The 19374-nt window shown below is 65.3% G+C and carries 18 protein-coding genes and 4 tRNA genes; 11 read left to right on the forward strand and 11 right to left on the reverse strand.

Annotation, left to right across the window (positions count from 1 at the left end; translation table 11 throughout):
- The first annotated feature begins 121 nt into the window (after positions 1–121).
- Complete coding sequence (locus PMI12_RS08780) at positions 122–1333, forward strand: D-amino acid dehydrogenase (RefSeq protein ID WP_007831194.1); 1212 nt, start codon at positions 122–124, stop codon at positions 1331–1333.
- Position 1334: 1 nt separating this feature from the next.
- Here PMI12_RS08780 and PMI12_RS08785 read toward each other — a convergent pair whose 3' ends face one another.
- The 3 genes from PMI12_RS08785 to polA all read right to left on the reverse strand — a co-directional run bounded on the left by PMI12_RS08785 (position 1335) and on the right by polA (position 6495).
- A complete protein-coding gene (locus tag PMI12_RS08785) occupies positions 1335–2237 on the reverse strand; it encodes a LysR family transcriptional regulator (RefSeq protein ID WP_007831195.1) in 903 nt (300 codons plus the stop codon).
- 125 nt (positions 2238–2362) lie between these two features.
- Positions 2363–3637, reverse strand: coding sequence for a M20/M25/M40 family metallo-hydrolase (locus tag PMI12_RS08790; RefSeq protein WP_007831196.1), 1275 nt, complete (start codon positions 3635–3637; stop codon positions 2363–2365).
- Between the two features lie 41 nt (positions 3638–3678).
- Entirely contained in the window at positions 3679–6495 is a 2817-nt protein-coding gene (gene polA, locus PMI12_RS08795; protein WP_007831197.1) for a DNA polymerase I, read from the reverse strand.
- Between the two features lie 97 nt (positions 6496–6592).
- On the opposite strand from polA, the gene PMI12_RS08800 reads away from it, so the two are divergent.
- From PMI12_RS08800 to PMI12_RS08810, 3 genes are read left to right on the forward strand one after another with little or no spacing between them, the layout of a single operon-like run.
- Complete coding sequence (locus PMI12_RS08800; RefSeq protein WP_007831198.1) at positions 6593–6964, forward strand: hypothetical protein; 372 nt, start codon at positions 6593–6595, stop codon at positions 6962–6964.
- 58 nt (positions 6965–7022) lie between these two features.
- A complete protein-coding gene (locus PMI12_RS08805; RefSeq protein ID WP_007831199.1) occupies positions 7023–8081 on the forward strand; it encodes a homoserine kinase in 1059 nt (352 codons plus the stop codon).
- Between the two features lie 9 nt (positions 8082–8090).
- The gene (locus PMI12_RS08810) at positions 8091–8918 is read left to right on the forward strand and encodes a BPSS1780 family membrane protein (protein ID WP_007831200.1); all 828 of its coding nucleotides are present in this window, start codon (positions 8091–8093) and stop codon (positions 8916–8918) included.
- Between the two features lie 36 nt (positions 8919–8954).
- Here PMI12_RS08810 and PMI12_RS08815 read toward each other — a convergent pair whose 3' ends face one another.
- Positions 8955–11369, reverse strand: a complete 2415-nt coding sequence (locus tag PMI12_RS08815; RefSeq protein WP_007831201.1) for a UvrD-helicase domain-containing protein — start codon at positions 11367–11369, stop codon at positions 8955–8957.
- Between the two features lie 206 nt (positions 11370–11575).
- On the opposite strand from PMI12_RS08815, the gene PMI12_RS08820 reads away from it, so the two are divergent.
- Positions 11576–12553 carry a GMP reductase gene (locus PMI12_RS08820; protein WP_007831202.1) on the forward strand — a complete coding sequence of 326 codons (978 nt, stop codon included), beginning with the start codon at positions 11576–11578 and terminating at the stop codon, positions 12551–12553.
- Positions 12554–12569: 16 nt separating this feature from the next.
- Here PMI12_RS08820 and PMI12_RS08825 read toward each other — a convergent pair whose 3' ends face one another.
- Positions 12570–13436, reverse strand: a complete 867-nt coding sequence (locus PMI12_RS08825; RefSeq protein WP_007831203.1) for an alpha/beta hydrolase — start codon at positions 13434–13436, stop codon at positions 12570–12572.
- An 88-nt stretch (positions 13437–13524) separates the two neighbouring features.
- Between PMI12_RS08825 and PMI12_RS08830 the strand changes: the two genes are divergently transcribed.
- Positions 13525–13600 (forward strand) — tRNA-Ala (locus PMI12_RS08830).
- Positions 13601–13651: 51 nt separating this feature from the next.
- Here PMI12_RS08830 and PMI12_RS08835 read toward each other — a convergent pair.
- On the reverse strand, positions 13652–14359 hold the full coding sequence (locus PMI12_RS08835; RefSeq protein WP_007831205.1) for an SDR family NAD(P)-dependent oxidoreductase: 708 nt from the start codon (positions 14357–14359) through the stop codon (positions 13652–13654).
- Between the two features lie 139 nt (positions 14360–14498).
- On the opposite strand from PMI12_RS08835, the gene PMI12_RS08840 reads away from it, so the two are divergent.
- The 4 genes from PMI12_RS08840 (at position 14499) to PMI12_RS28685 (ending at position 16655) form a co-directional block, all read left to right on the forward strand.
- Positions 14499–14574: transfer RNA gene (locus tag PMI12_RS08840), tRNA-Lys, on the forward strand.
- Positions 14575–15052: 478 nt separating this feature from the next.
- On the forward strand, positions 15053–15505 hold the full coding sequence (locus PMI12_RS08845) for a hypothetical protein (RefSeq protein WP_007831206.1): 453 nt from the start codon (positions 15053–15055) through the stop codon (positions 15503–15505).
- Between the two features lie 129 nt (positions 15506–15634).
- Positions 15635–16033, forward strand: coding sequence for a tyrosine-type recombinase/integrase (locus tag PMI12_RS08850; RefSeq protein WP_007831208.1), 399 nt, complete (start codon positions 15635–15637; stop codon positions 16031–16033).
- A 451-nt stretch (positions 16034–16484) separates the two neighbouring features.
- A complete protein-coding gene (locus tag PMI12_RS28685) occupies positions 16485–16655 on the forward strand; it encodes a hypothetical protein (RefSeq protein WP_007831210.1) in 171 nt (56 codons plus the stop codon).
- A 92-nt stretch (positions 16656–16747) separates the two neighbouring features.
- On the opposite strand, the gene PMI12_RS08855 is transcribed toward PMI12_RS28685, so the two are convergent.
- From PMI12_RS08855 to PMI12_RS08870, 4 genes are all read right to left on the reverse strand, one after another.
- Positions 16748–17311: an HNH endonuclease gene (locus tag PMI12_RS08855; protein WP_007831211.1), complete on the reverse strand. Its 564-nt coding sequence runs from the start codon at positions 17309–17311 to the stop codon at positions 16748–16750.
- Between the two features lie 52 nt (positions 17312–17363).
- Positions 17364–17437 (reverse strand) — tRNA-His (locus PMI12_RS08860).
- A gap of 28 nt (positions 17438–17465) precedes the next feature.
- Positions 17466–17672: a hypothetical protein gene (locus PMI12_RS08865; protein WP_007831213.1), complete on the reverse strand. Its 207-nt coding sequence runs from the start codon at positions 17670–17672 to the stop codon at positions 17466–17468.
- A 42-nt stretch (positions 17673–17714) separates the two neighbouring features.
- A tRNA-Arg gene (locus PMI12_RS08870) sits at positions 17715–17788 on the reverse strand.
- A 725-nt stretch (positions 17789–18513) separates the two neighbouring features.
- Here PMI12_RS08870 and PMI12_RS08875 point away from each other — a divergent pair.
- The gene (locus tag PMI12_RS08875) at positions 18514–18906 is read left to right on the forward strand and encodes a hypothetical protein (protein ID WP_007831215.1); all 393 of its coding nucleotides are present in this window, start codon (positions 18514–18516) and stop codon (positions 18904–18906) included.
- Positions 18907–18911: 5 nt separating this feature from the next.
- On the opposite strand, the gene PMI12_RS08880 is transcribed toward PMI12_RS08875, so the two are convergent.
- Positions 18912–19373 (reverse strand): acyl-CoA thioesterase, encoded by a 462-nt coding sequence (locus PMI12_RS08880; RefSeq protein ID WP_007831217.1) that lies wholly within the window; start codon positions 19371–19373, stop codon positions 18912–18914.
- Position 19374 lies beyond the last annotated feature (1 nt).

The raw sequence follows: 19374 nt of genomic DNA on the forward strand, positions 1-19374 counted from the left end.
TTCCAATTGAAATCCGACCCATGCCCAAAGGTTATGGGCGAGGCTTCTTTTGGCATTTCCTGCCGGGGCCGCGTCCTCCTACAGTCTTGGCTCTGATCTCAACCTCCGGAAAGTTGCCTCCATGCATGTGTGTGTGCTCGGTGCCGGCATCGTGGGCCTTGCCACCGCCTGGCAGCTCGAACGCCAGGGCCATCAGGTCACCGTGATCGACCGTGCCGGCCCCGGCGCAGGTGCAAGCGGCGGCAATGGCGCGCAGCTCAGCTATTCGTACGTGCAGCCGCTGGCCGATCCGTCGATCTGGAAGCAGTTGCCCAAGCTGCTGCTGTCGCCCACCTCGCCGCTGAAGCTGCGGCCGCAACTCGATCCGCTGCAGTGGCGCTGGGGCATGGCCTTTCTTGCCGCCTGCAACGCACAGACGTCGCGCGACACGACGGCCAGGCTGCTGGCGCTGGCCGCATCGAGCCGCACCGGGTTCGAGGCGATGCAGGCCGACATCGCGCCCGACTGCGATTTCTCGGCCACCGGGAAACTGGTGCTGTACGGCAACTCGGCGTCGCTCGAGGGTGCACGCGCGCAGCTTGAACTGCAGCGCGCCATGGGTAGCGAACAGCGGTTGGTGACGCCCGACGAATGCATCGCCATCGAGCCCGCGCTCGCCGGCTACCGCGGCCAGATGGCGGGCGCCGTCTACACGCCGAGCGAATGTGCAGCCGACTGCCTCAAGGTGTGCGCCGAGCTGATGCGCGCACTGAGTGCGCGCGGCGTGCGCTTCATGCTCGGCGCCGACGTGAATGGCTTTGCGCGCAGCGAAGACCGCATCGCCGCGGCACGGACCAGCAACGGCGACGTGGAAGCCGATACTTTCGTGATGGCGCTGGGCTCGGCCTCGCACAAGCTCGGCCGCGCACTCGGCGCCTACCTGCCGGTGTACCCGCTCAAGGGCTACAGCATCACGGTCGACGTCGATCCGGCGCCCGGCGCCGCCCCGCATGTGAACGTGACCGACAGCGCACGCAAGGTGGTGTTCGCGCGCATCGGCTCACGCCTGCGCGTGGCGGGCATGGCCGAGCTCGTGGGACACGACGCGAGCATTCCGGCCACGCGCATCGAGACGCTGTCAGCCGCGACCCGCGCCCTCTTTCCGCATGCGAGCCGGCTGGAAGAACTGCATCCCTGGACGGGCATGCGGCCCGCTACGCCGACGGGGCTGCCGATCATCGGGCGGCTGCCGAGCGCACCGTCGAACATGCTGTTCAACACGGGCCATGGCGCGCTGGGGTTCACGCTGGCGTTCGGCTCGGCGCTGCAGATCGCACAGGACTTGCAGGCCTGAACTAGATGTTTTCCTGAATCGCCTGCTGCATGCAGCGGGTGATGCCGCGCACCGCCACCGAATCGGGCCGTGCCGCGAAGCGCAGCGCGCGGATCGGCACCGGAATATGCGGCTCCAGCGTCAGCACGTCGACCTTCTCGCGGTCCGCCGAGCGCGCCGTGCAGCCATCGACCAGCGCCACACCGATGCCGTGGTGCGCCATGGCCAGCGCCGCGTGATAGGTCTGTACCGTGACCACCGCCTGCTGGAAGCCCACGCCCGCCTGCCGGCAGGCCTGGCTCAGGCTGGTGCCGACGGGGTCGCGGCTGTCGAGGCCGATCACCGGGCGGTTGACGAGGTCGTGCAGCGCCACCGACCCGTTGCGCACCAGCGCGCGCGGCAGCATGCCCTTGGGCGCGACGCACACCATGCGGCTGTCGGCCAGCGTCTCCTGCGTGAGCGAGGGATGCACGGCGGGGCTGAAGGCGAAGCCCACGTCGGCCTCCTGCAGCAGCAGCGCCGACATGATCTGCGGCGAGTGCAGCGACTCGACGGTGATCGCATAGCCCGGATGCTTTTCGCGAAACGCCTTGAGCGCGCGCGGCAGGATGTCGTAGCTCAGCGCCAGCACGCTGAGGATGCGCAACTCGCCCGTGTCGCCCGCGGTGCGCAGGTTGGCCGCCAGCCGCTGCACCTCGTCGAGCTGTGCGAACAGCCGCTCGATGTGCGGGTACAGCGTGAGGGCCTCGGTGGTCGGCGTGAGCCGGCCCTTGGCGCGCTGGAACAGCGGAAAGCCCAGTTGCAGCTCGGCATGCTGCAGCGTGCGGCTGACCGCCGGCTGCGTGATGTTGATGAGCCGCGCGGCCGCGCTCACGCTGCCCGTGAGCATGATCGCGTTGAAGACCTCGATGTGACGCAGGCGCATGCTGAATCAGCGGCTCGATGACTTTTTCGCGGAACACCGTGGAACCGGCTTCGCCGGGCCACCGGTGTTGCCCCCCGCAGAGGGTGGGCGAAGCGACACGAAGTGCGCGAAGACTGGGGGCGGGTTCATTTCGCGCGCGCGATGTCCATGACCATGCGGGTGCCGAGGTACAGGCGCGGTTCGATCGAATCGATCAGCACGTATTCGGCATCGGCCGAGTGCGCGCCGAAGCCCTGCAGGCCGAAGCGCTCGATGACGGGCGCCTTGGTCTTCAGCGCCGCGAAGGCCGCGTCGGTGCCGCCGCCGGCGGCCTTGTCGTCGGCGCCCAGCGGCCGGCCGAGCTCGTCCTTGTAGATCTGCTGCGCATGGCGGGCCAGGGCGCGCGAGGCGTCGGTGGCTTCGAGCGGCGGACGGCGGCGCTCGAACTTCAGCTCGACCTTGGCCTCGGGAATGAGCTGCTTCTTCACGCGCTCGTTCACCTGCTGCTCGATGCGGTCGTAGTCGCTGACCTTCAGCACGCGCACATCGGCACCCGCTGTGGCGCTGGCCGGAATCACATTGCGGTTGCTGCCCGACTTGGAGATGGTCCAGTTCATCTTCAGTCCGGTGGCCGGATCGGACAGGTCGCGCATCTGCAGGATCTGGTGCGACAGCTCGTACAGCGCGTTCACGCCCAGCTCGGGTGCCGAGCCCGCGTGCGAGGCCTTGCCCGTGACGTGCAGCGTGACCGAGGCGATGCCCGCCGTGGCGAGCGAAAGCTTGTCTTCCTTCACATAGGCACCTTCGAAGGACAGCACCGCATCGTGCTCGCCGCCCATGCGCGTGATGAGCGCGCGCGCGCCGGGCGAACTGATTTCCTCGTCGCCGTTGATCAGCACGGTGAGCGTGCCGTACTCCTTGAATTTCATTGCCTGCAGCATCGACACGATGTGCGTGATGACCGCCACGCCCTGCTTGTCGTCGGCAATGCCCAGGCCGTAGGCCTTGTCGCCTTCGATGCGGAACGGCTGCTTGTCGAGCATGCCCACGGTGTAGACCGTGTCCATGTGCGCGATCAGCAGGATCTTCTTCTTGCCCGTGCCCTTGAAGGTGGCGCGCACCACGCGGCCGATCTTCTCGGGCGTGTCTTCCATGCGGTAGGCCTCGGCGCTCGGATCGATCAGTTCGACCTCGCCGCCCAGCGCCTTGAACTTCGCGGCGACGAGGTCGGAGATCTTTTCGAGCCCGTCGAGGTCGCGACTGCCCGATTCGATGGAGACCAGCTCCTTGAGCGTGTCGAGCAGCGCGGGCTTTTCCTTGGCGGCGAGCGCGGCGATGCGGGCGTCGGGCGCGGCAAAGGCGCAGCCCAGGAAGGCCGCGCAGGCGGCGGCGAGCAGGAATTGGCGATGCGGGAATTTCATGTGCTTGTGTGCTTCCTTCGTTGTCTCTTTTTCAGTACGCCTCAATGCGCCTTGTCCCAGTTGGGACCGACGCCGATCTCGGCCAGCAGCGGCACCTTCAGCGCGGCCACGCCGGCCATGAGACGCGGGATTTCGGTGCGCACCCATTCGATCTCCGCCTCGGGCACTTCGAACACCAGTTCGTCGTGCACCTGCATGATCATCCTGGTGCCGCGCTTCTCTTCGTCAAGCACGTTCTGTACCTTCACCATGCTGAGCTTGATGAGGTCGGCCGCCGTGCCCTGCATCGGCGCATTGATGGCCGCGCGCTCGGCGCCGCCGCGACGCGGGCCGTTGGGCGAGTTGATCTCGGGCAGGTACAGGCGGCGGCCGAACACGGTTTCCACATAGCCCTGCTCCTTGGCGAGCGCCTTGGTCTCGTCCATGTAGGCCTTCACGCCCGGGTAGCGCGCGAAGTAGCGCTCGATGTATGAGGCCGCGGCCTTGGTCTCGATGCCGAGGTTCTTTGCCAGGCCGAAGCTGCTCATGCCGTAGATCAGCCCGAAGTTGATGACCTTGGCATAGCGGCGCTGCTCGCTCGACACCTGGTCTGGCGTGGAGCCGAACACCTCCGCGGCCGTGGCGCGGTGCACGTCGATGCCTTCGGTGAAGGCGCGCAGCAGCGACTCGTCGCCGCTGATGTGGGCCATGATGCGCAGCTCGATCTGCGAGTAGTCGGCGCTGGCGATCACGCTGCCGGCGGGCGCCACGAAGGCCTCGCGCACGCGGCGGCCTTCGGGCGTGCGGATCGGGATGTTCTGCAGGTTGGGGTCGTTGCTGCTCAGGCGGCCCGTTACGGCCACGGCCTGCGCGTAGTGCGTGTGCACGCGGCCGGTGCGCGGGTTGGCGAGCTGGCCGAGCTTGTCGGTGTAGGTGCCCTTGAGCTTCGACAGGCCGCGGTGCTCGAGGATCTTGGCCGGCAGCGGGTAATCCTCGGCCAGTTTCTCGAGCACTTCCTCGTCGGTGCTGGGTGCGCCGCTCGGCGTCTTCTTGACCACGGGCAGGCCCAGCTTGGTGAAGAAGATCTCGCCGATCTGCTTGGGCGAACCGAGGTTGAAGGGCTGGCCCGCGATGTCGTAGGCCTCCTGCTCAAGCGCCATGATGCGCGTGCCGAGTTCGTGGCTCTGTGCGGCGAGCGTGGGTGCGTCGATCAGCACGCCGTTGCGCTCGACGCGGTAGAGCGCCTCGCTCGAATCCATTTCGAGCTGGTAGACGAAGCGCAGCTTTTCATTCCTCTCCAGCTGGGGCCACAGCGTGTTGTGCACGTCGAGCGTCTGGTCGCTGTCCTCGCACGAATACTCGGCGGCCTTGGCGATGTCGACCTGGCTGAACGGGATCTGGTGCGCGCCCTTGCCGCACAGGTCTTCGTACGAAATGCCGCTGCGGCCGAGGTGGCGCTCGGCCAGGCTGGAGAGGCCGTGCGGCTTGTGCACTTCGAGCACATAGCTCTGCAGCATGGTGTCGTGCGCATAGCCCTGCACCTCGATGCCGTGGTTGGCGAACACATGGCGGTCGTACTTGATGTGCTGGCCGAGCTTCTTCTTCGCGCCGTTCTCGAGCCAGGGCTTGAGCCTGGCGAGCACCTCGTCGATGGGCAGCTGCTCCGGCGCATCGGGGTAGTTGTGGGTCAGCGGGATGTAGGCCGCTTCGCCGGGCGTGACGCTGAAGCTCACGCCGACGATCTGCGCGACCATCTCGTCGAGCGAAGTGGTTTCGGTGTCGATGGCCGCGAGTTCGGCGGCTTCGAGCTTCGCGAGCCAGGCGTCGAACTGCGCCCAGGTCGTGATCGTGTCGTACTTGAGGTTGCTTGCGGGGGAAGCGGCCTCCAGAGCTTCGAGCCCGGAGGGTTCGTCGAACAGGCCGCCCTGGTCGCTATCGGCCCGGGAGGCAGCCTTCTTCTTGAGGCTCTCCTCGATCAGCTCGGGCGGCACTTCCTGCGCTTCGAGCGCCTTGACCAGGCTCTTGAAGCCGAACTTCTCGTAGAAGGGCTTGAGCTCGGCGGTCTGCGGCGCCCCCACGGGCAGCCCGTCCAGCGACGGAAGGCCGACAACGTGGCCATCGAGGTCGCAGTCGGTGCGAATGGTGACGAGGCGCCTGCTCAGCGGCAGCTTGTCGAGCGCCTTGCGCAGGTTTTCACCGGCCGCGCCCTTGACCTCGGTGGACCGTTCGATCAGTGCATCGAGCGAGCCGTATTCGAGCAGCCACTTGGCCGCCGTCTTGGGGCCGACCTTCTCGACGCCGGGCACGTTGTCGACCGAATCGCCGACCAGCGTCTGGTAGTCGATCATCAGGTTCGGCGGCACACCGAACTCCGCCGTCACGCCCGCCACGTCGCGCTTCTTGCCGTTCATCGTGTCGATGATGGTGATGTGCTCGTCGACCAGCTGGCTCAGGTCCTTGTCGCCACTGGACACGATCACCTCGACACCCTGCGCGGCGGCGATCTTGGCGAGCGTGCCGATGACGTCGTCGGCCTCCACGTCGGGCACGCTGAGCACGGGCCAGCCGAGCAGCTTCACCACCTCGTGGATGGGGTCGATCTGGCTGCGCAGGTCGTCGGGCATCGGCGAGCGATTGGCCTTGTACTCGGGGTACCAGTCGTCGCGGAAGGTCTTGCCGGGCGCATCGAAGATGCAGGCCGCGTAGTCCGCGCGCACCTCGCGGCGCAGCGCGGTCATCATGTTGATCATTCCCCGGATGGCGCCGGTCGCCGGGCTCTTGGAGTCGCCGGGCACGGCCCGCAGATCGGGCATGGCGTGGAAGGCGCGGTAGAGATAGCTCGAGCCATCGACGAGCAGCAGCGTTTTCTTGTCGGTCATCGGGCCATTTTGCCGTGCCCGCAGCAGCGCTCCGAACCACGACGGCACGAGGCTCCAGCCGACGCCCAAGGATCGGGGCCGCGCCTACAATCGATGCATGCCTAGCTCCACACTCCTGGTCGCCCGCCGCATCCTGCTGGCGCTGGCTTTCGCAGCCCCCTTTGCCGCCGTGCAGGCGCAGCAGCCCGCGTCTGCCCCCGCGGCGGCTCCGGCCAATTCGCTACAAAATCAGGAGCAGGCCAAAACCGAGGGCCGACGCAACCAGAAGGTCGAGAACATCCACACCGAGGACAGCGGCGCATCGGTCGACGAAGTCCGCTACGGCGGCCGCACGCAAAGCATCAACGTCAAGCCCAAGTCGAACGTGCCGGGCTACGAAGTGCTGCCCGCCGACGCCGCCACGGGGCGCCAGGGCTCGTCCGAAACGGGCGCCAACGGCCCCCGCGTCTGGAACGTGATGAAGTTCTGACCGTGCTGCGCTCTTCCCTTTCCGTTTTCGAACCAGCAACCCGGCGCTGAGTACCGCCATGGCAGTTTTCACCGAAGTCGGTTTCGGCGAGGCAGACGCGCTCGTCCAACGCCTGGGCCTGGGCCCGCTGCGCGAACTGCGCGGCATCGAAGGCGGCATCGAGAACACCAACTACTTCGCGACCACCGAGTCCGGCGAGTTCGTGCTGACGCTGTTCGAGCGCCTGAGCGCCGGGCAGCTCCCTTACTACCTTTGCCTGATGCAGCACCTGGCGGCCGCCGGCCTGCCGGTGCCCGCGCCTGTGGCGGCGGCGGAGCCTGTCGCCGCCGAGAAGCCCAGGAAAAGCCAGCCTCCCGTACCCGCCGAAGCCTCTTGCGACCTGCTGCACATCGTGGCCGGCAAGCCCGCGGCGGTGGTGCAGAAACTCTCGGGCCGCAGCGAACTGGCGCCCGGTGCGGCGCATTGCGCCGAACTGGGTGCGATGCTGGCACGCATGCACCTCGCGGGGCGCGACTACCCCCGCATCCAGCCGAACCTGCGCGGCCTGCCCTGGTGGAACGAGACGGTGCCGGTGGTGCTGCCGTACATCGAAGAGCCGCAGGCTGCCCTGCTGCGCGCCGAACTGGCCTACCAGAACCACGTCGCCGAATCGTCGGCCTATGCGGCCCTGCCGCGCGGCCCGGTGCATGCCGACATGTTCCGCGACAACGTGATGTTCGCGACCGATGGCGACGCCGGTGCCGCACCGCGCCTGACCGGCGTGTTCGACTTCTACTTCGCCGGCACCGACACCTGGCTGTTCGACCTGGCCGTATGCCTGAACGACTGGGCCATCGACCTGCCGACCGGCCGGCACGATGCCGGACGCGCCGATGCGCTGCTCTCGGCCTACGAAACCGTGCGAACGCTGAACGCCGCCGAACGCGCCCTGCTGCCCGCAATGCTGCGTGCCGCCGCGCTGCGCTTCTGGATTTCCCGGCTCTGGGACTTCCATCTGCCGCGCGAGGCGAGCATGCTCAAGCCCCATGACCCCGCGCACTTCGAACGCGTGCTGCGCGATCGCGCCACCTACCCGCATGCCATGGCACAGGCCTTCGAGCCGCTGCTGGCTGCCTGATCCACACACATGAAACTCAACCTCGTGCCGGCGCGAACCGGCGTCGAATGGGTCCGCCTCGGGCTCCGGAATTTCTGGCGGCAGCCGCTGGCCTTCGTCTCGCTGTTCCTTCTGTTCATGGCGGTGATTTCCAGCGTGTCGCAACTGCCGCTGGTCGGCAGGTTCCTTCCGCTCATGCTGCTGCCGTTTTCCACGCTCGCCTTCATGGTCGCAGCGTCGGTGGCCGATTCCGCGTCCGGCAACGGCAACGCCACGGGCGACGTGAAAAAACCGACCGGCGCGCTCATGTTTCTGGCAGTGGCGCGTGCCATGCGGACGGAATGGCGTTCGCTGGTGGTGCTCGGCCTGATTTCCGCGGTGTATTTCTTCCTGACGGTGCTCGCGACGGCCGTTGTCGATGGCGGCCAGTTCGTGCGCAGCTACTTCCTCGGCGAAGCTCCTGCGAAGGAAGTGCTGGAAAGCAGCCGCTTCCAGGTGGCCAACATGCTTCAGCTGTGCCTCACGCTGCCGCTGGTCGCGGCGATGTGGCATGCCCCCGCGCTCGTTCACTGGCACAAGGTGGAGCCGGTGAAGAGCATCTTCTTCAGCCTGGTGGCGATGTTCCGGAATTTCAGCGCCTACGCGCTGTTCTGGCTCGTGTGGTGCGGCGTGGTCCTGATCAGCCTTGCCTGCGTGGCGCTGATCGCTACCGTCGTGATCGGGGTGGGCTCGCTGGGCTCGGATGCCGGCGCGATGGCCGTCGGCAACGTGTTGATGGTCGGCACGCTGCTGGCGCTCGCCGCCATGGCGCAGGCGTCGAACTGGTTCACCTTCCGCGACACCTTCAAGCCCGACTGAGCGCCGCAAGCGGCTGCTGCCCCCTTGGCGGTCGGCTCAGATCGGCGTGAGCTTGGCCACCGACAGCGCCAGCCACTTCACGCCATGCCGCGCGAACTTGACCTGCGCACGCGCGTCGTCGCCCGTGCCTTCGAGCGCGGTCACCGTGCCTTCGCCGAACTTGTTGTGGAACACCTGCATACCTGAACGCAGGCCGTGCGACGGCGCGGTCTTCTGCGGCGGCACGGGTGGGCTGGCAAAAGTTTCCTTGTCGCGGCTGTTGCTGCCGCCGCCATAACCACCGCCGTAGCCGCCACCACCGCCGCGCGTGCTCGCGTAGCCGCCGCCATAGCCGAAGGCCGACGGCGTGAAGCCCTGGTTCTTGGGCGTGAGCCACTTGAGCGCGCCCTCGGGCAGCTCGTCGAAGAAGCGGCTCTTGACGTTGTAGCGGGTCTGGCCGTGCAGCATGCGCGTCTGCGAATGGCTCAGGTAAAGGCGCTTGCGGGCACGCGTGATCGCCACGTACATCAGGCGGCGCTCTTCCTCGAGGCTCTCGAAGTCGCTCATCGAGTTCTCGTGCGGGAACAGGCCCTCTTCCATACCGGTGATGAACACGCAGTCGAACTCCAGGCCCTTGGCGGCATGCACGGTCATGAGCTGCACCGCGTCCTGCCCGGCCTGCGCCTGGTTGTCGCCCGATTCGAGGGCGGCGTGCGTAAGGAAGGCGGCCAGCGGGCTCAGGGTCTCGCCGGTTTCGGCGTCGGGCGCGAGCGGCTCGTCGACCACCGGGCGGGTCAGGTCGATGCCCTGGCTCGCGGGCGACTGGCGCAGCTCGTCGACCGGCAGCGCCACGGCGTCGCGGCCGAAGCCTTCCTGCGTGACGAAGCTCTCTGCCGCGTTCACGAGTTCCTCCAGATTCTCGATGCGGTCGGCGCCTTCGCGGTCGGCCTTGTAGTGCTCGACGAGGCCGCTGTGGTCGAGCACCAGCTCGATGATCTCACGCAGGCTCACACCCTGGGTTTGCTCGCGCAGCACGTCGATCTTGGCGACGAAGCCCGTGAGGTTCGCGCCGGCCTTGCCGCCGACCACGCTCACTGCATCGTGCAGCGAACGGCCGGCCGCGCGCGCCGCATCCTGCAGGGTTTCGAGCGTGCGCGCGCCGATGCCGCGCGGCGGGAAGTTGACCACGCGCAGGAAGCTGGTGTCGTCGTCCTTGTTCTCGAGCAGGCGCAGGTAGGCCAGCGCGTGCTTGATTTCGGCGCGCTCGAAGAAACGCAGGCCGCCGTACACGCGGTAAGGCACCGATGCATTGAAGAGCGCCGTTTCGATCACCCGGCTCTGCGCATTGCTGCGGTAGAGCACGGCCATCTCTTTCCGATCGAAGCCATCGCGCACGAGCTGGCGCATTTCCTCGACCATCCACTGGGCCTCGGCGAGGTCGGTGGGCGATTCGTACACGCGCACCGGCTCGCCGGGGCCTTGGTCGGTGCGCAGGTTCTTGCCGAGGCGCTTCTTGTTGTGGCTGATGAGCTCGTTGGCCGAGTCGAGGATGTTGCTGTAGCTGCGGTAGTTCTGCTCCAGCTTGATCTGATGCGTGACGTTGAACTCGCGCACGAAGTCGGTCATGTTGCCCACGCGCGCACCGCGAAAGGCGTAGATGCTCTGGTCGTCGTCGCCCACGGCGATCACGCTGTTGCGGCCCGGCTCGAACTGGCCCGCGGCGGTGTTGCCCGCGAGCATCTTGATCCACGCGTACTGCAGGCGGTTGGTGTCCTGGAACTCGTCGATCAGGATGTGGCGGAAGCGCCGCTGGTAGTGCTCGCGCACCGGGTCGTTGTCGCGCAGCAGCTCGTAGCTGCGCAGCATGAGCTCGCCGAAGTCGACCACGCCTTCGCGCTGGCATTGCTCTTCATAGAGACGATAGAGCTCGACCTTCTTGCGGTCGTCGTCGCTGCGGACTTCGACAGCGTCGGGGCGCAGGCCGTCTTCCTTGGCGCCGGCGATGAACCATTGCGTCTGCTTGGCCGGGAAGCGCTCGTCGTCGACATTGAACTGCTTCATCAGGCGCTTGATGGCCGAGAGCTGGTCCTGCGTGTCGAGGATCTGGAAAGTCGACGGCAGGTTGGCCAGCTTCCAGTGCGCGCGCAGCAGGCGGTTGCACAGGCCGTGGAAAGTGCCGATCCACATGCCGCGCACATTGACGGGCAGCATCGCCGTCAGGCGCGTCATCATTTCCTTGGCGGCCTTGTTGGTGAAGGTCACGGCGAGGATGCCGCCGGCGGAGACCTGCCCCGTCTGCAGCAGCCATGCGATGCGGGTGGTGAGCACGCGCGTCTTGCCGGAGCCGGCGCCGGCCAGGATCAGCGCGTTGCCCTCGGGCAGCGTGACCGCGGCGAGTTGCTCCGCGTTCAGGTTCTGGAGCAGCGGCAGTGCGGGAGGGTGGGCGTCAGCCGCAGGATCGTGAAACAACATCCTGCGATTGTAGAAACCACTGCGTATGCGGGTTATATGAAGAATCGGAAGACCTGCCTTTGCGAGGCCGCGTAAAATCAATCACCGGGCCCAAGATTCTTGCGCCCGGTTTTTTGTGGGCGTCTTCTTGCAAGAACGTACCGCGAAAGCCGGCCGGACCAAGCGCTCATTCGTTCCTTTCAACGATTCCTTTCAGGAGCCTGGTCATGCAGATTTTCGATTACGACAACATCCTTTTGCTCCCACGCAAGTGCCGCGTAGAGAGCCGCTCCGAGTGCGACACCAGCGTGACGCTGGGCGAGCGCAGCTTCCGCCTGCCGGTGGTGCCCGCCAACATGAAAACGGTGGTCGACGAATCGATCTGCCTGTGGCTGGCGCAGAACGGCTACTTCTACGTGATGCACCGCTTCGACCTCGACAACGTGAAGTTCGTCAAGGAGATGCAAGGCAAGGGCGTGTTCGCGTCCATCTCGCTCGGCGTGAAGAAGCCCGACTACGACACCGTCGACCAGATGGTGGCGCAAGGCCTCGTGCCCGAGTACGTCACGATCGACATCGCGCACGGCCACGCCGACAGCGTGAAGAACATGATCGGCTACCTCAAGCAAAAGCTGCCGAAGGCCTTCGTGATTGCCGGCAACGTCGGCACGCCCGAAGCAGTGATCGACCTCGAGAACTGGGGCGCGGACGCGACCAAGGTCGGCATCGGCCCGGGCAAGGTCTGCATCACCAAGCTCAAGACCGGCTTCGGCACGGGCGGCTGGCAGCTGTCGGCGCTCAAGTGGTGCGCGCGCGTCGCGACCAAGCCGATCATTGCGGACGGCGGCATCCGCGACCACGGCGACATTGCCAAGAGCGTGCGCTTCGGCGCGTCGATGGTCATGATTGGTTCGTTGTTCGCGGGGCACGAGGAGTCGCCCGGCAAGACGGTCGAGGTCGATGGCGCGCTGTTCAAGGAGTACTACGGCTCCGCCAGCGACTTCAACAAGGGCGAGTACAAGCACGTCGAGGGCAAGCGCATCCTCGAACCCATCAAGGGCAAGCTGGCCGACACGCTGGTCGAGATGGAGCAGGACGTGCAGAGCTCGATCAGCTACGCGGGCGGGCGCGCGCTGATGGACATCCGCAAGGTCAACTACGTCACCCTGGGCGGAGACAACGCGGGCGAACATCTGTTGATGTAAGCCCGGGCACTGCCGGTCAGGCCTCGAGCAACTGCACCGCGTGCCGGTGCAGCGCGTGGGCCGGATCGGCGAGCGCATCGACCACGCCGAAGTGGTCGAGCCCTGGAAGCACCTCGCACACCGGCACGGTGTTGCGCCCCCACGCCTCGCGGATCATCACGTTGTGGCGGATGAACTCCTCGCTCTCCTCGCCGCCTGCAACTGCGTAGAGCTGCCCACGTTTCGGTGCTGGCCACAGGGCGGGGCTGGCGCGCAGGGCGTCCGCGTCGCTCAGCTTCAGTGTGTTTTCAAGGAACGGCGTGCGCTGCAGCGGGCGAAGGTCGTAGAGGCCCGAGATCGACAGCGCATTGCGCACGAGCAGCGCAGGCAGGTCGGAGGCGACCGCTTTCCAGTCGCAGGCCAGCAGCGCCGCCGCCATGTGCCCACCAGCCGAATGGCCAGCGACGGTGATCCGCGAGGGATTGCCGCCATGGGCCGCGACGTGGCGCCATGTCCACTCGAGCGCACGCACCATCTGCAGCAGGATGCCGGGCACCGTGACGGGCCGCCGCGGCGTGCCGGGACACAGCGCGTAGTTGGGCTGGACCACGCAGATGCCGCGGTCATTGAACGCGGGCGCGATGAAGGAATGGTCTTTCTTGTCCATGGCGCGCCAGTAGCCGCCGTGGATGAAAACCAGCACGGGAGCGTCGGGCACGGGTGCCGGAAAGATGTCGAGCGTTTCGTTCACGCTCTGGCCATAGGGCACGTCGATCCGCGCGGGCAAGGCCTCGCGCACCGCGGCGGATTCACGTGCCCAGCGCTCGAAGTAGGCGGGGTGGTCCTTGACCCGTGCGAGGTTGTTGTACATGCCCTCCAGCCAGGCGGGATCGAACGGGGCCATGCGCTTTTTCTCCGTGTTTTGCGAGGCGCGCATCTTGGCACGCCAGCGTGCGCCGAGACGGAGTTTTGGTTAAAATTCGGCTTGTGTTGGGGGGGTAGCTCAGCTGGGAGAGCGCCGCGTTCGCAATGCGGAGGTCGGGAGTTCGATCCTCCTCCTCTCCACCAACCGACACAGGAAAGGCCTTGGCATCTGCCAGGGCCTTTTCTTTTTCCGGCTCAGGTATCCAGCGTCAGATGCTGTCCATGCAGCGCCGCAGCCGCCGGCGATGCGAGGAAGCCAATGGTCTGCGCCGCGACCGAGGTAGACACCCAGTCGGCCGGGTTTGCATCGGGCATCGCCTGCCGGTTGGCTGGCGTATCGAGCACGCTGGGAGCCACGCTGTTGATGTTGACGCCGTGCGGCGAAGCCTCGGCTGCCATGGCTTCCACCAGGCGCTGCAGCGCACTCTTCGAAGCGATGTACGCGGCCATGGCCGGCACGCCGCGTGCCGCGACCTTCGCCGTCACGGCGATGACGCTGCCGGCGCGGCGCGCGATCATCGAGGGCAGCACCGCCTGCGTCACGGCGACGAACGACCATGCGTTGAGATTCATCATCCGGTCCCAGCTCGCGCGCGTGAGTGCATGCGTCGCTTCGCCCATTTCGAATCCGCCCGCGATGTGGACCAGTGCGTCGATGCGGCCGAAGGACTTGAGCGCCTGCTCCGCAAGGGCGGCCATCTCGGAGGTGGAAGTCACGTCGCCCGCCAGCAAGAGATGCTGCGAGTTGTCCAGGCCCGGAAAGACTTCAGCAAGACGGCCCGCATGGTGGTCGACCAGCGCCAGGCGCGCGCCCTGGTCGATGAAATGCTGAGCGACGGCGCGGCCCAGTGCGCCAGCGGCGCCGGTGATCAAGACATGGGGCGTGGTGTTCGCATCGTTCATCGAAATTCTCCTGGTTGAAGGGCCCTACCCTCTCGGGCGTGGTGAATCCTAACGCTGCGGCCACAAATTTTTTGGCCATGCAGAAATTCTGGGATATACTCGTGGTCTTGCCAGAAAACACCAAACGTTTTCAACGCAAGGGCTCTTAGCTCAGTTGGTAGAGCAGCGGACTCTTAATCCGTAGGTCGAGTGTTCGAGTCACTCAGGGCCCACCACCAACACTGGAAACTGCGCGGCTTCCGCGCTATTTCTTAAGGAGCACTGTTCCGCAGACGCCGAACGTGTTCCGCAAAGCAGAAAAACCTCCCGTCGAAAGACTGGGAGGTTTTTTCTTTTTCAGCCAGAGTATTCGGTGAAGCCGATGAGCGCTTGGCGCCGAAGCACCGCAGCTGGGTAGGATGACCAAGTCCGCGTCATTCGCCTGAAGTCCATGGCAGAACCGACAAAGGGACTCCATCAAGCCTCGGCGGGGAGGCTATGCCTTGATCTGCGCAACATCTCAACACGCGTAAAGAACGCAACCAGATGAGCTGCGAGCGCACTCGCTCCTTCTTCGCTTGCTGAAGCCCGGATGCCGGCCCGCGCACATGCCGCTCCAAGTCCTACATCCGGGCTCGCTTTGGCAGAGCAGAACTTTGACGCTCGGCGCTGACTCGCGCATCGCGACGGTCAAGCTCGGCAAGGAGAATCGAAATGAACCTCACACGACGTCTTCTGGCTACCGGCCTCGCCCTTTCCGGCGTATTCGGCTTCATCGATGCGAGCTTCGCCAAGGGAAAGCATCACCACCACAATGGCGCGAAATTGGTGGGCGACAAGCTCAAGAGTAACGGCCAGCATGTCATCGACAAGAGCGGGCCGCACACGGTCTCCGTGGACATCAAAGACACAAAAATCGCTGCGTTCCACGTCAAGCATGCAAACAAGGGCGACCTGCCGGTCAAGAAATACAAGACGAACAAGAAGATGGCCCGGGCGGACGGAATGCAATACGCCACCTTCATCCACGTTCAAGACACGTACCTGGGAACGACATACATCGGGTACAGCTATGTCGACGACTATGGCGACGAGCAGATCTACTGGTATCCCTACGACATGATCCTGGACGGGGACACCGGTGCGGTCGAGTACGTGGCCGTCTGAACCCGACGCTCAGGCTGGTCATTCTGCGTGGTCGCTGCGGTTCGCGCTGCGCCTAGCCCATATCACCGGCCAGCGGCCCGCCGACGTGCTCGGCATGAGCAAGGACCACATCCGCGGCGAGTACCCGCGGTGCACCAGGGCAAGACACAGACGAAGCTGCGGATCGTGGTCGAAAACGCGCTGGAAGAGCTGATCGAAGAAATCCGCGTGTTCAAGGCGGCTAGGCCAAAGCAGTCGGCCCCGCTGCTGGCGAACGAGCGCGGCGCCCCGATGACGGCCGCGATGCTGCGCAAGCGCTTCGACAAGGCCCGCAAGAGCGCGGGGATCGACATCACCACGTTCCAGTTTCGCGACCTGCGCGCGAAAGCGGCAACGGACACCGACGAGTCAGCCGTCGAGTGTTCGAGTCACTCAGGGCCCACCACCAACACCGAAAATAGCGCGTTCTTCGCGCTATTTTTTTGTCAAAGCCTCCTCACGGTCCACGCGAGGAGGCTTTTTCTTTGGCTCGCCGGCCCCAGGAAGTAGCCCCTGCCGCGCGATCCAATCGGCGACGCAGCGTTCGAGCAGATCGTGCCGCTCACCCACCTCGGCCATCAGGTACTGGCCACCCGATTGATGCACTGCCAGAGCTGCATTGCAGAAGCACAGCGACCCCGGCGCTCAAGTGCACGCGTCAAACCTTCGAGGAAGATTTCCTTTCTCATGCGGGAATATTTCACGATTTGTGCGTCACTTACAAGCTGCTCCGGGTTCAACCTGCAATAGGTCCCCATCCGGCATGGCATCTTGTACCGGCTGTCACGCAGCACAACAACAATGACACAGGGAAATCACTTCGAAGCCATAAAGCTCGTTCAACCCGCTCAGGCGGGTATTTTTTTGTCCAGCCGCAGCCAAGGTCGACAACGATGTTCGGAGGCCACAGGATGCAGCCAGGCCCCGACCGCGCCTTCACGCGTGAGCTATATTTCCTCTCATGGAAAAGGCGTCCGACATAGGCAAACCCACCGTCCCCATCGACCTGATCGGGCCGGACCACTGGCCCCGCTCGAAACGCGGTTCGGGTCGTGCCACCAAGGTGATTCTCGCCATCGCGAGTGGCTTGGCGGCCGCCGGCCTGATCGCCTATCGTCTCTTCGGACGCTGAACACCGGCGCCTCACACTTACAAAAGCCCGCCGCCTGGGAGACAGGCAGCGGGCTTTTTTCATGGACAAAGACCAGGATCGCAGCCCTGCCCTCACTGAAGCCGCGAGCCCTTGGGCAGCCGCTTTGCCAGCCACTCGTGCACATCCACACGGATGTTGCGTCCTTCGAGCAGGAAGTTCTCGTAGCGGTTCGGCACATAGGGCAGATAGACCAGTGGCATGCCCGCCTCCTCCGGCGTGCGCGCTGCCTTGCGGTTGTTGCAGACCCCGCATGCGCTCACGAGGTTGGTCCAGGTCCACGGACCTCCGCGGGACTCGGGCAGCACGTGTTCGCACTGCAGTTCGCGTTCGTGGAACACCTCGCCGCAGTAGGCGCAGGTGTGGCGGTCGCGGCGCAGCAGTTTGCTCTTGGTGACGCTCGGAATCACGTCGAAGAGGTTGATCTTCGACGCACCGCGCAGCGCAACGATCGGCGCCACGTCGATGCGCGACTGCACGCCGCGCGCCACGTTGAAGCCGCCGCGCAGCGTGGCGAGCGGCAGGCCGCCGTCTTCCCATGCGACCGAGCCGGTCGCGTAGTGCAACACCGCCTGCTCCAGCGAAATCCAGGCTTGCGGCGTGCCCTGGATATCGAGTTGCAGGACGTGGGGATGCATGTCTCGCCTCCTTTTGCGGCGATGGTTGTTGATGAGGTCGAATGAAACGAAGTGGGGTGCACGAACGGGATCGAACCGTCGTCAGCGGGACCACAACCCGCGGCTCTGCCATTGAGCTACGCGCACCATGAAAAACAAGGAACAGGCGGCCGGCCTACCATTCGCCGACTGCGCGAACGCGCTGGTCGGGATCGAGTCCCTCCGGCAGCGGCTCGCGCCCCGCGGAGTCCGCCGCGCATTCGCCTGTGCGACGCGCGTCGACGGCAATGCCGAAACTGCGGGCCAAGGCCATCATCATGCGGTTGCGTGGCTGTGCCGGACGCACGGTGATCATCCGGATCGGGGTATTGCGCTTGCGCATGGTGGCTCCTTGGTTGGCGTGACAGCTCGAACAAAAAAAAGGCCCCACGTGCACGACTCGAACGTGCAACCCCTTGCTTCGTAGGCAAGTGCTCTGATCCATTGAGCTAACGCGGGTCGAAAACAAAAAAGTGTCCGGTTACGGGTTCCGGCGCCGCCCAATCTTTGCGGTCGGTTTCCGCGGGAGGGCCATCTGCATGGCCCGGTCCCGCTCGGGTTCGGTGGTTCGAAAAAAACGGTGTCCCGCTTTCCATTTCGGTTGTGTCCTCACGCGACGGACAGCGCGCTGGGCGCTGTCCCGTACGACGTCGCTGCACAGGAGTGATCGGTTCCTGCACATCCCGCCAGACCGTCTACGCGGTGGGCTCTGGCGGTGTGGTGAAGGCACACCCGAAATGGCAAACAAGCACGACAGACAAAACAAAAAGGCCCGGAACCTTGCGGTTTCCGGGCCTCTGCATGAGAGAGCTTGGAAGGTGTGCGCCTACGCGCAACCTCCACCCGGTAGCACTTGATCCTCGACTTTTCCAACGCGCAGGCTGGCTGCGGCTTTCGTGGAATACACGTGGTTCTGGTGCTGGTTCGGTCGGACCGACAGCATGCTGTCCAAACCACCGCACGACCAGACGCGCACGAGCGATCGGCCCAAGGCGGGTCGAATGCTGGTGAGGTTCAAGGCGGTGTTCACGATGGTTCCTGAGTCAAAAAATTGCCGCTGTCGGCTGTAAAGGGTTGGACAAAAGGGACGGCCTGGGCCGCGAATGAAGGCAACTGTAAATAGTGTTTACGACGGCGTCAACAACCGGGACAATCTTTTCTTGTCTTGTTGTTGTTTTTGAACAGTGCCCAATATCACCGTCGCGCGCCGCCGCAATGCCCTTGCGTTGCACCGCCGCTTTCTCGAAGAGGCCATCGCCGCGGGCCTGCCAGCCAAGGGGCTGGACCAGGCGTTTGCGAAAAAGCTCGAAATTTCTCCGAGCATGTGGAGCCAGATCAAGAGCTCGCGGCCCATCGGCGACAACCTGGCACGGCAGATCGAACGGCATTGCAGCGTCGAGCCCGGCTGGCTCGACGAAGAAGACCGCCTCAGCGAAGTACCCGATGCAGCGGAAGAGCGCTTCATTGCGGCCGCGCGCAACGCATGGCGCGCCGCCAATGCCAAGGGAAAGAAGGAGCTCGGCGGCTGGCTGAAGAAGCGCGCGCAGGACGCGGCGGGCAGCGAGCCCGCCCCCTAGGACGCTCAGCCCAGCTCGGGCGCGTTGCGCAGGATGGCTGCGCGCATGTCGTCCGGAATGGCGACGGCGCGATGGGTTTCGAGCGACGTGGTCACGAGCACCTGCTGCATCTGCATGCGCAGTTCTCCGGTCGCCGGCTCGAAGCAGCGCACAAGCAGCGTCATCGAGCGCGACCCCAGCCGCTGCACGGTAAGGCCGAGCGTGACCTGGTCGCCCATGCGGCTCACCGCACGGAAGTCGGCTTCGAGCTTCACGGTGGGCAGGCCAATGCGCCGCACGGCCACCAGCCCGTGGTAGCTGAGCCCCAGGCCCTCGTTGACCCAGTCTTCGACGAGCCCGTTGAGCATCACGAAGTACTGAGGGTAGAAAACGATGCCCGCCGGGTCGCAGTCCGAGAAGCGGATCAGCCGCGCGCGGCGGAACTCGCTGCCCTGGGCCGGGAGATCGACAGGGGTGGCCGCGCTCATG

Source organism: Variovorax sp. CF313, from assembly GCF_000282635.1.
In the GTDB taxonomy this organism is placed as follows: Bacteria; Pseudomonadota; Gammaproteobacteria; order Burkholderiales; family Burkholderiaceae_C; genus Variovorax.

Coding starts and splice junctions, on each gene's coding strand:
- PMI12_RS08825 (WP_007831203.1), bottom strand. CDS start 13,436: ATGGCCCCGTTCGATCCCGCCTGGCTGGAGGGCATGTACAACAACCTC.
- PMI12_RS08815 (WP_007831201.1), bottom strand. CDS start 11,369: ATGTTGTTTCACGATCCTGCGGCTGACGCCCACCCTCCCGCACTGCCG.
- PMI12_RS08835 (WP_007831205.1), bottom strand. CDS start 14,359: ATGAACGATGCGAACACCACGCCCCATGTCTTGATCACCGGCGCCGCT.
- PMI12_RS08800 (WP_007831198.1), top strand. CDS start 6,593: ATGCCTAGCTCCACACTCCTGGTCGCCCGCCGCATCCTGCTGGCGCTG.
- PMI12_RS08780 (WP_007831194.1), top strand. CDS start 122: ATGCATGTGTGTGTGCTCGGTGCCGGCATCGTGGGCCTTGCCACCGCC.
- PMI12_RS08880 (WP_007831217.1), bottom strand. CDS start 19,373: ATGAGCGCGGCCACCCCTGTCGATCTCCCGGCCCAGGGCAGCGAGTTC.
- PMI12_RS08855 (WP_007831211.1), bottom strand. CDS start 17,311: ATGCATCCCCACGTCCTGCAACTCGATATCCAGGGCACGCCGCAAGCC.
- PMI12_RS08845 (WP_007831206.1), top strand. CDS start 15,053: ATGAACCTCACACGACGTCTTCTGGCTACCGGCCTCGCCCTTTCCGGC.
- PMI12_RS08810 (WP_007831200.1), top strand. CDS start 8,091: ATGAAACTCAACCTCGTGCCGGCGCGAACCGGCGTCGAATGGGTCCGC.
- PMI12_RS08820 (WP_007831202.1), top strand. CDS start 11,576: ATGCAGATTTTCGATTACGACAACATCCTTTTGCTCCCACGCAAGTGC.
- PMI12_RS08805 (WP_007831199.1), top strand. CDS start 7,023: ATGGCAGTTTTCACCGAAGTCGGTTTCGGCGAGGCAGACGCGCTCGTC.
- PMI12_RS08785 (WP_007831195.1), bottom strand. CDS start 2,237: ATGCGCCTGCGTCACATCGAGGTCTTCAACGCGATCATGCTCACGGGC.
- polA (WP_007831197.1), bottom strand. CDS start 6,495: ATGACCGACAAGAAAACGCTGCTGCTCGTCGATGGCTCGAGCTATCTC.
- PMI12_RS08790 (WP_007831196.1), bottom strand. CDS start 3,637: ATGAAATTCCCGCATCGCCAATTCCTGCTCGCCGCCGCCTGCGCGGCC.
- PMI12_RS08865 (WP_007831213.1), bottom strand. CDS start 17,672: ATGCGCAAGCGCAATACCCCGATCCGGATGATCACCGTGCGTCCGGCA.
- PMI12_RS28685 (WP_007831210.1), top strand. CDS start 16,485: ATGGAAAAGGCGTCCGACATAGGCAAACCCACCGTCCCCATCGACCTG.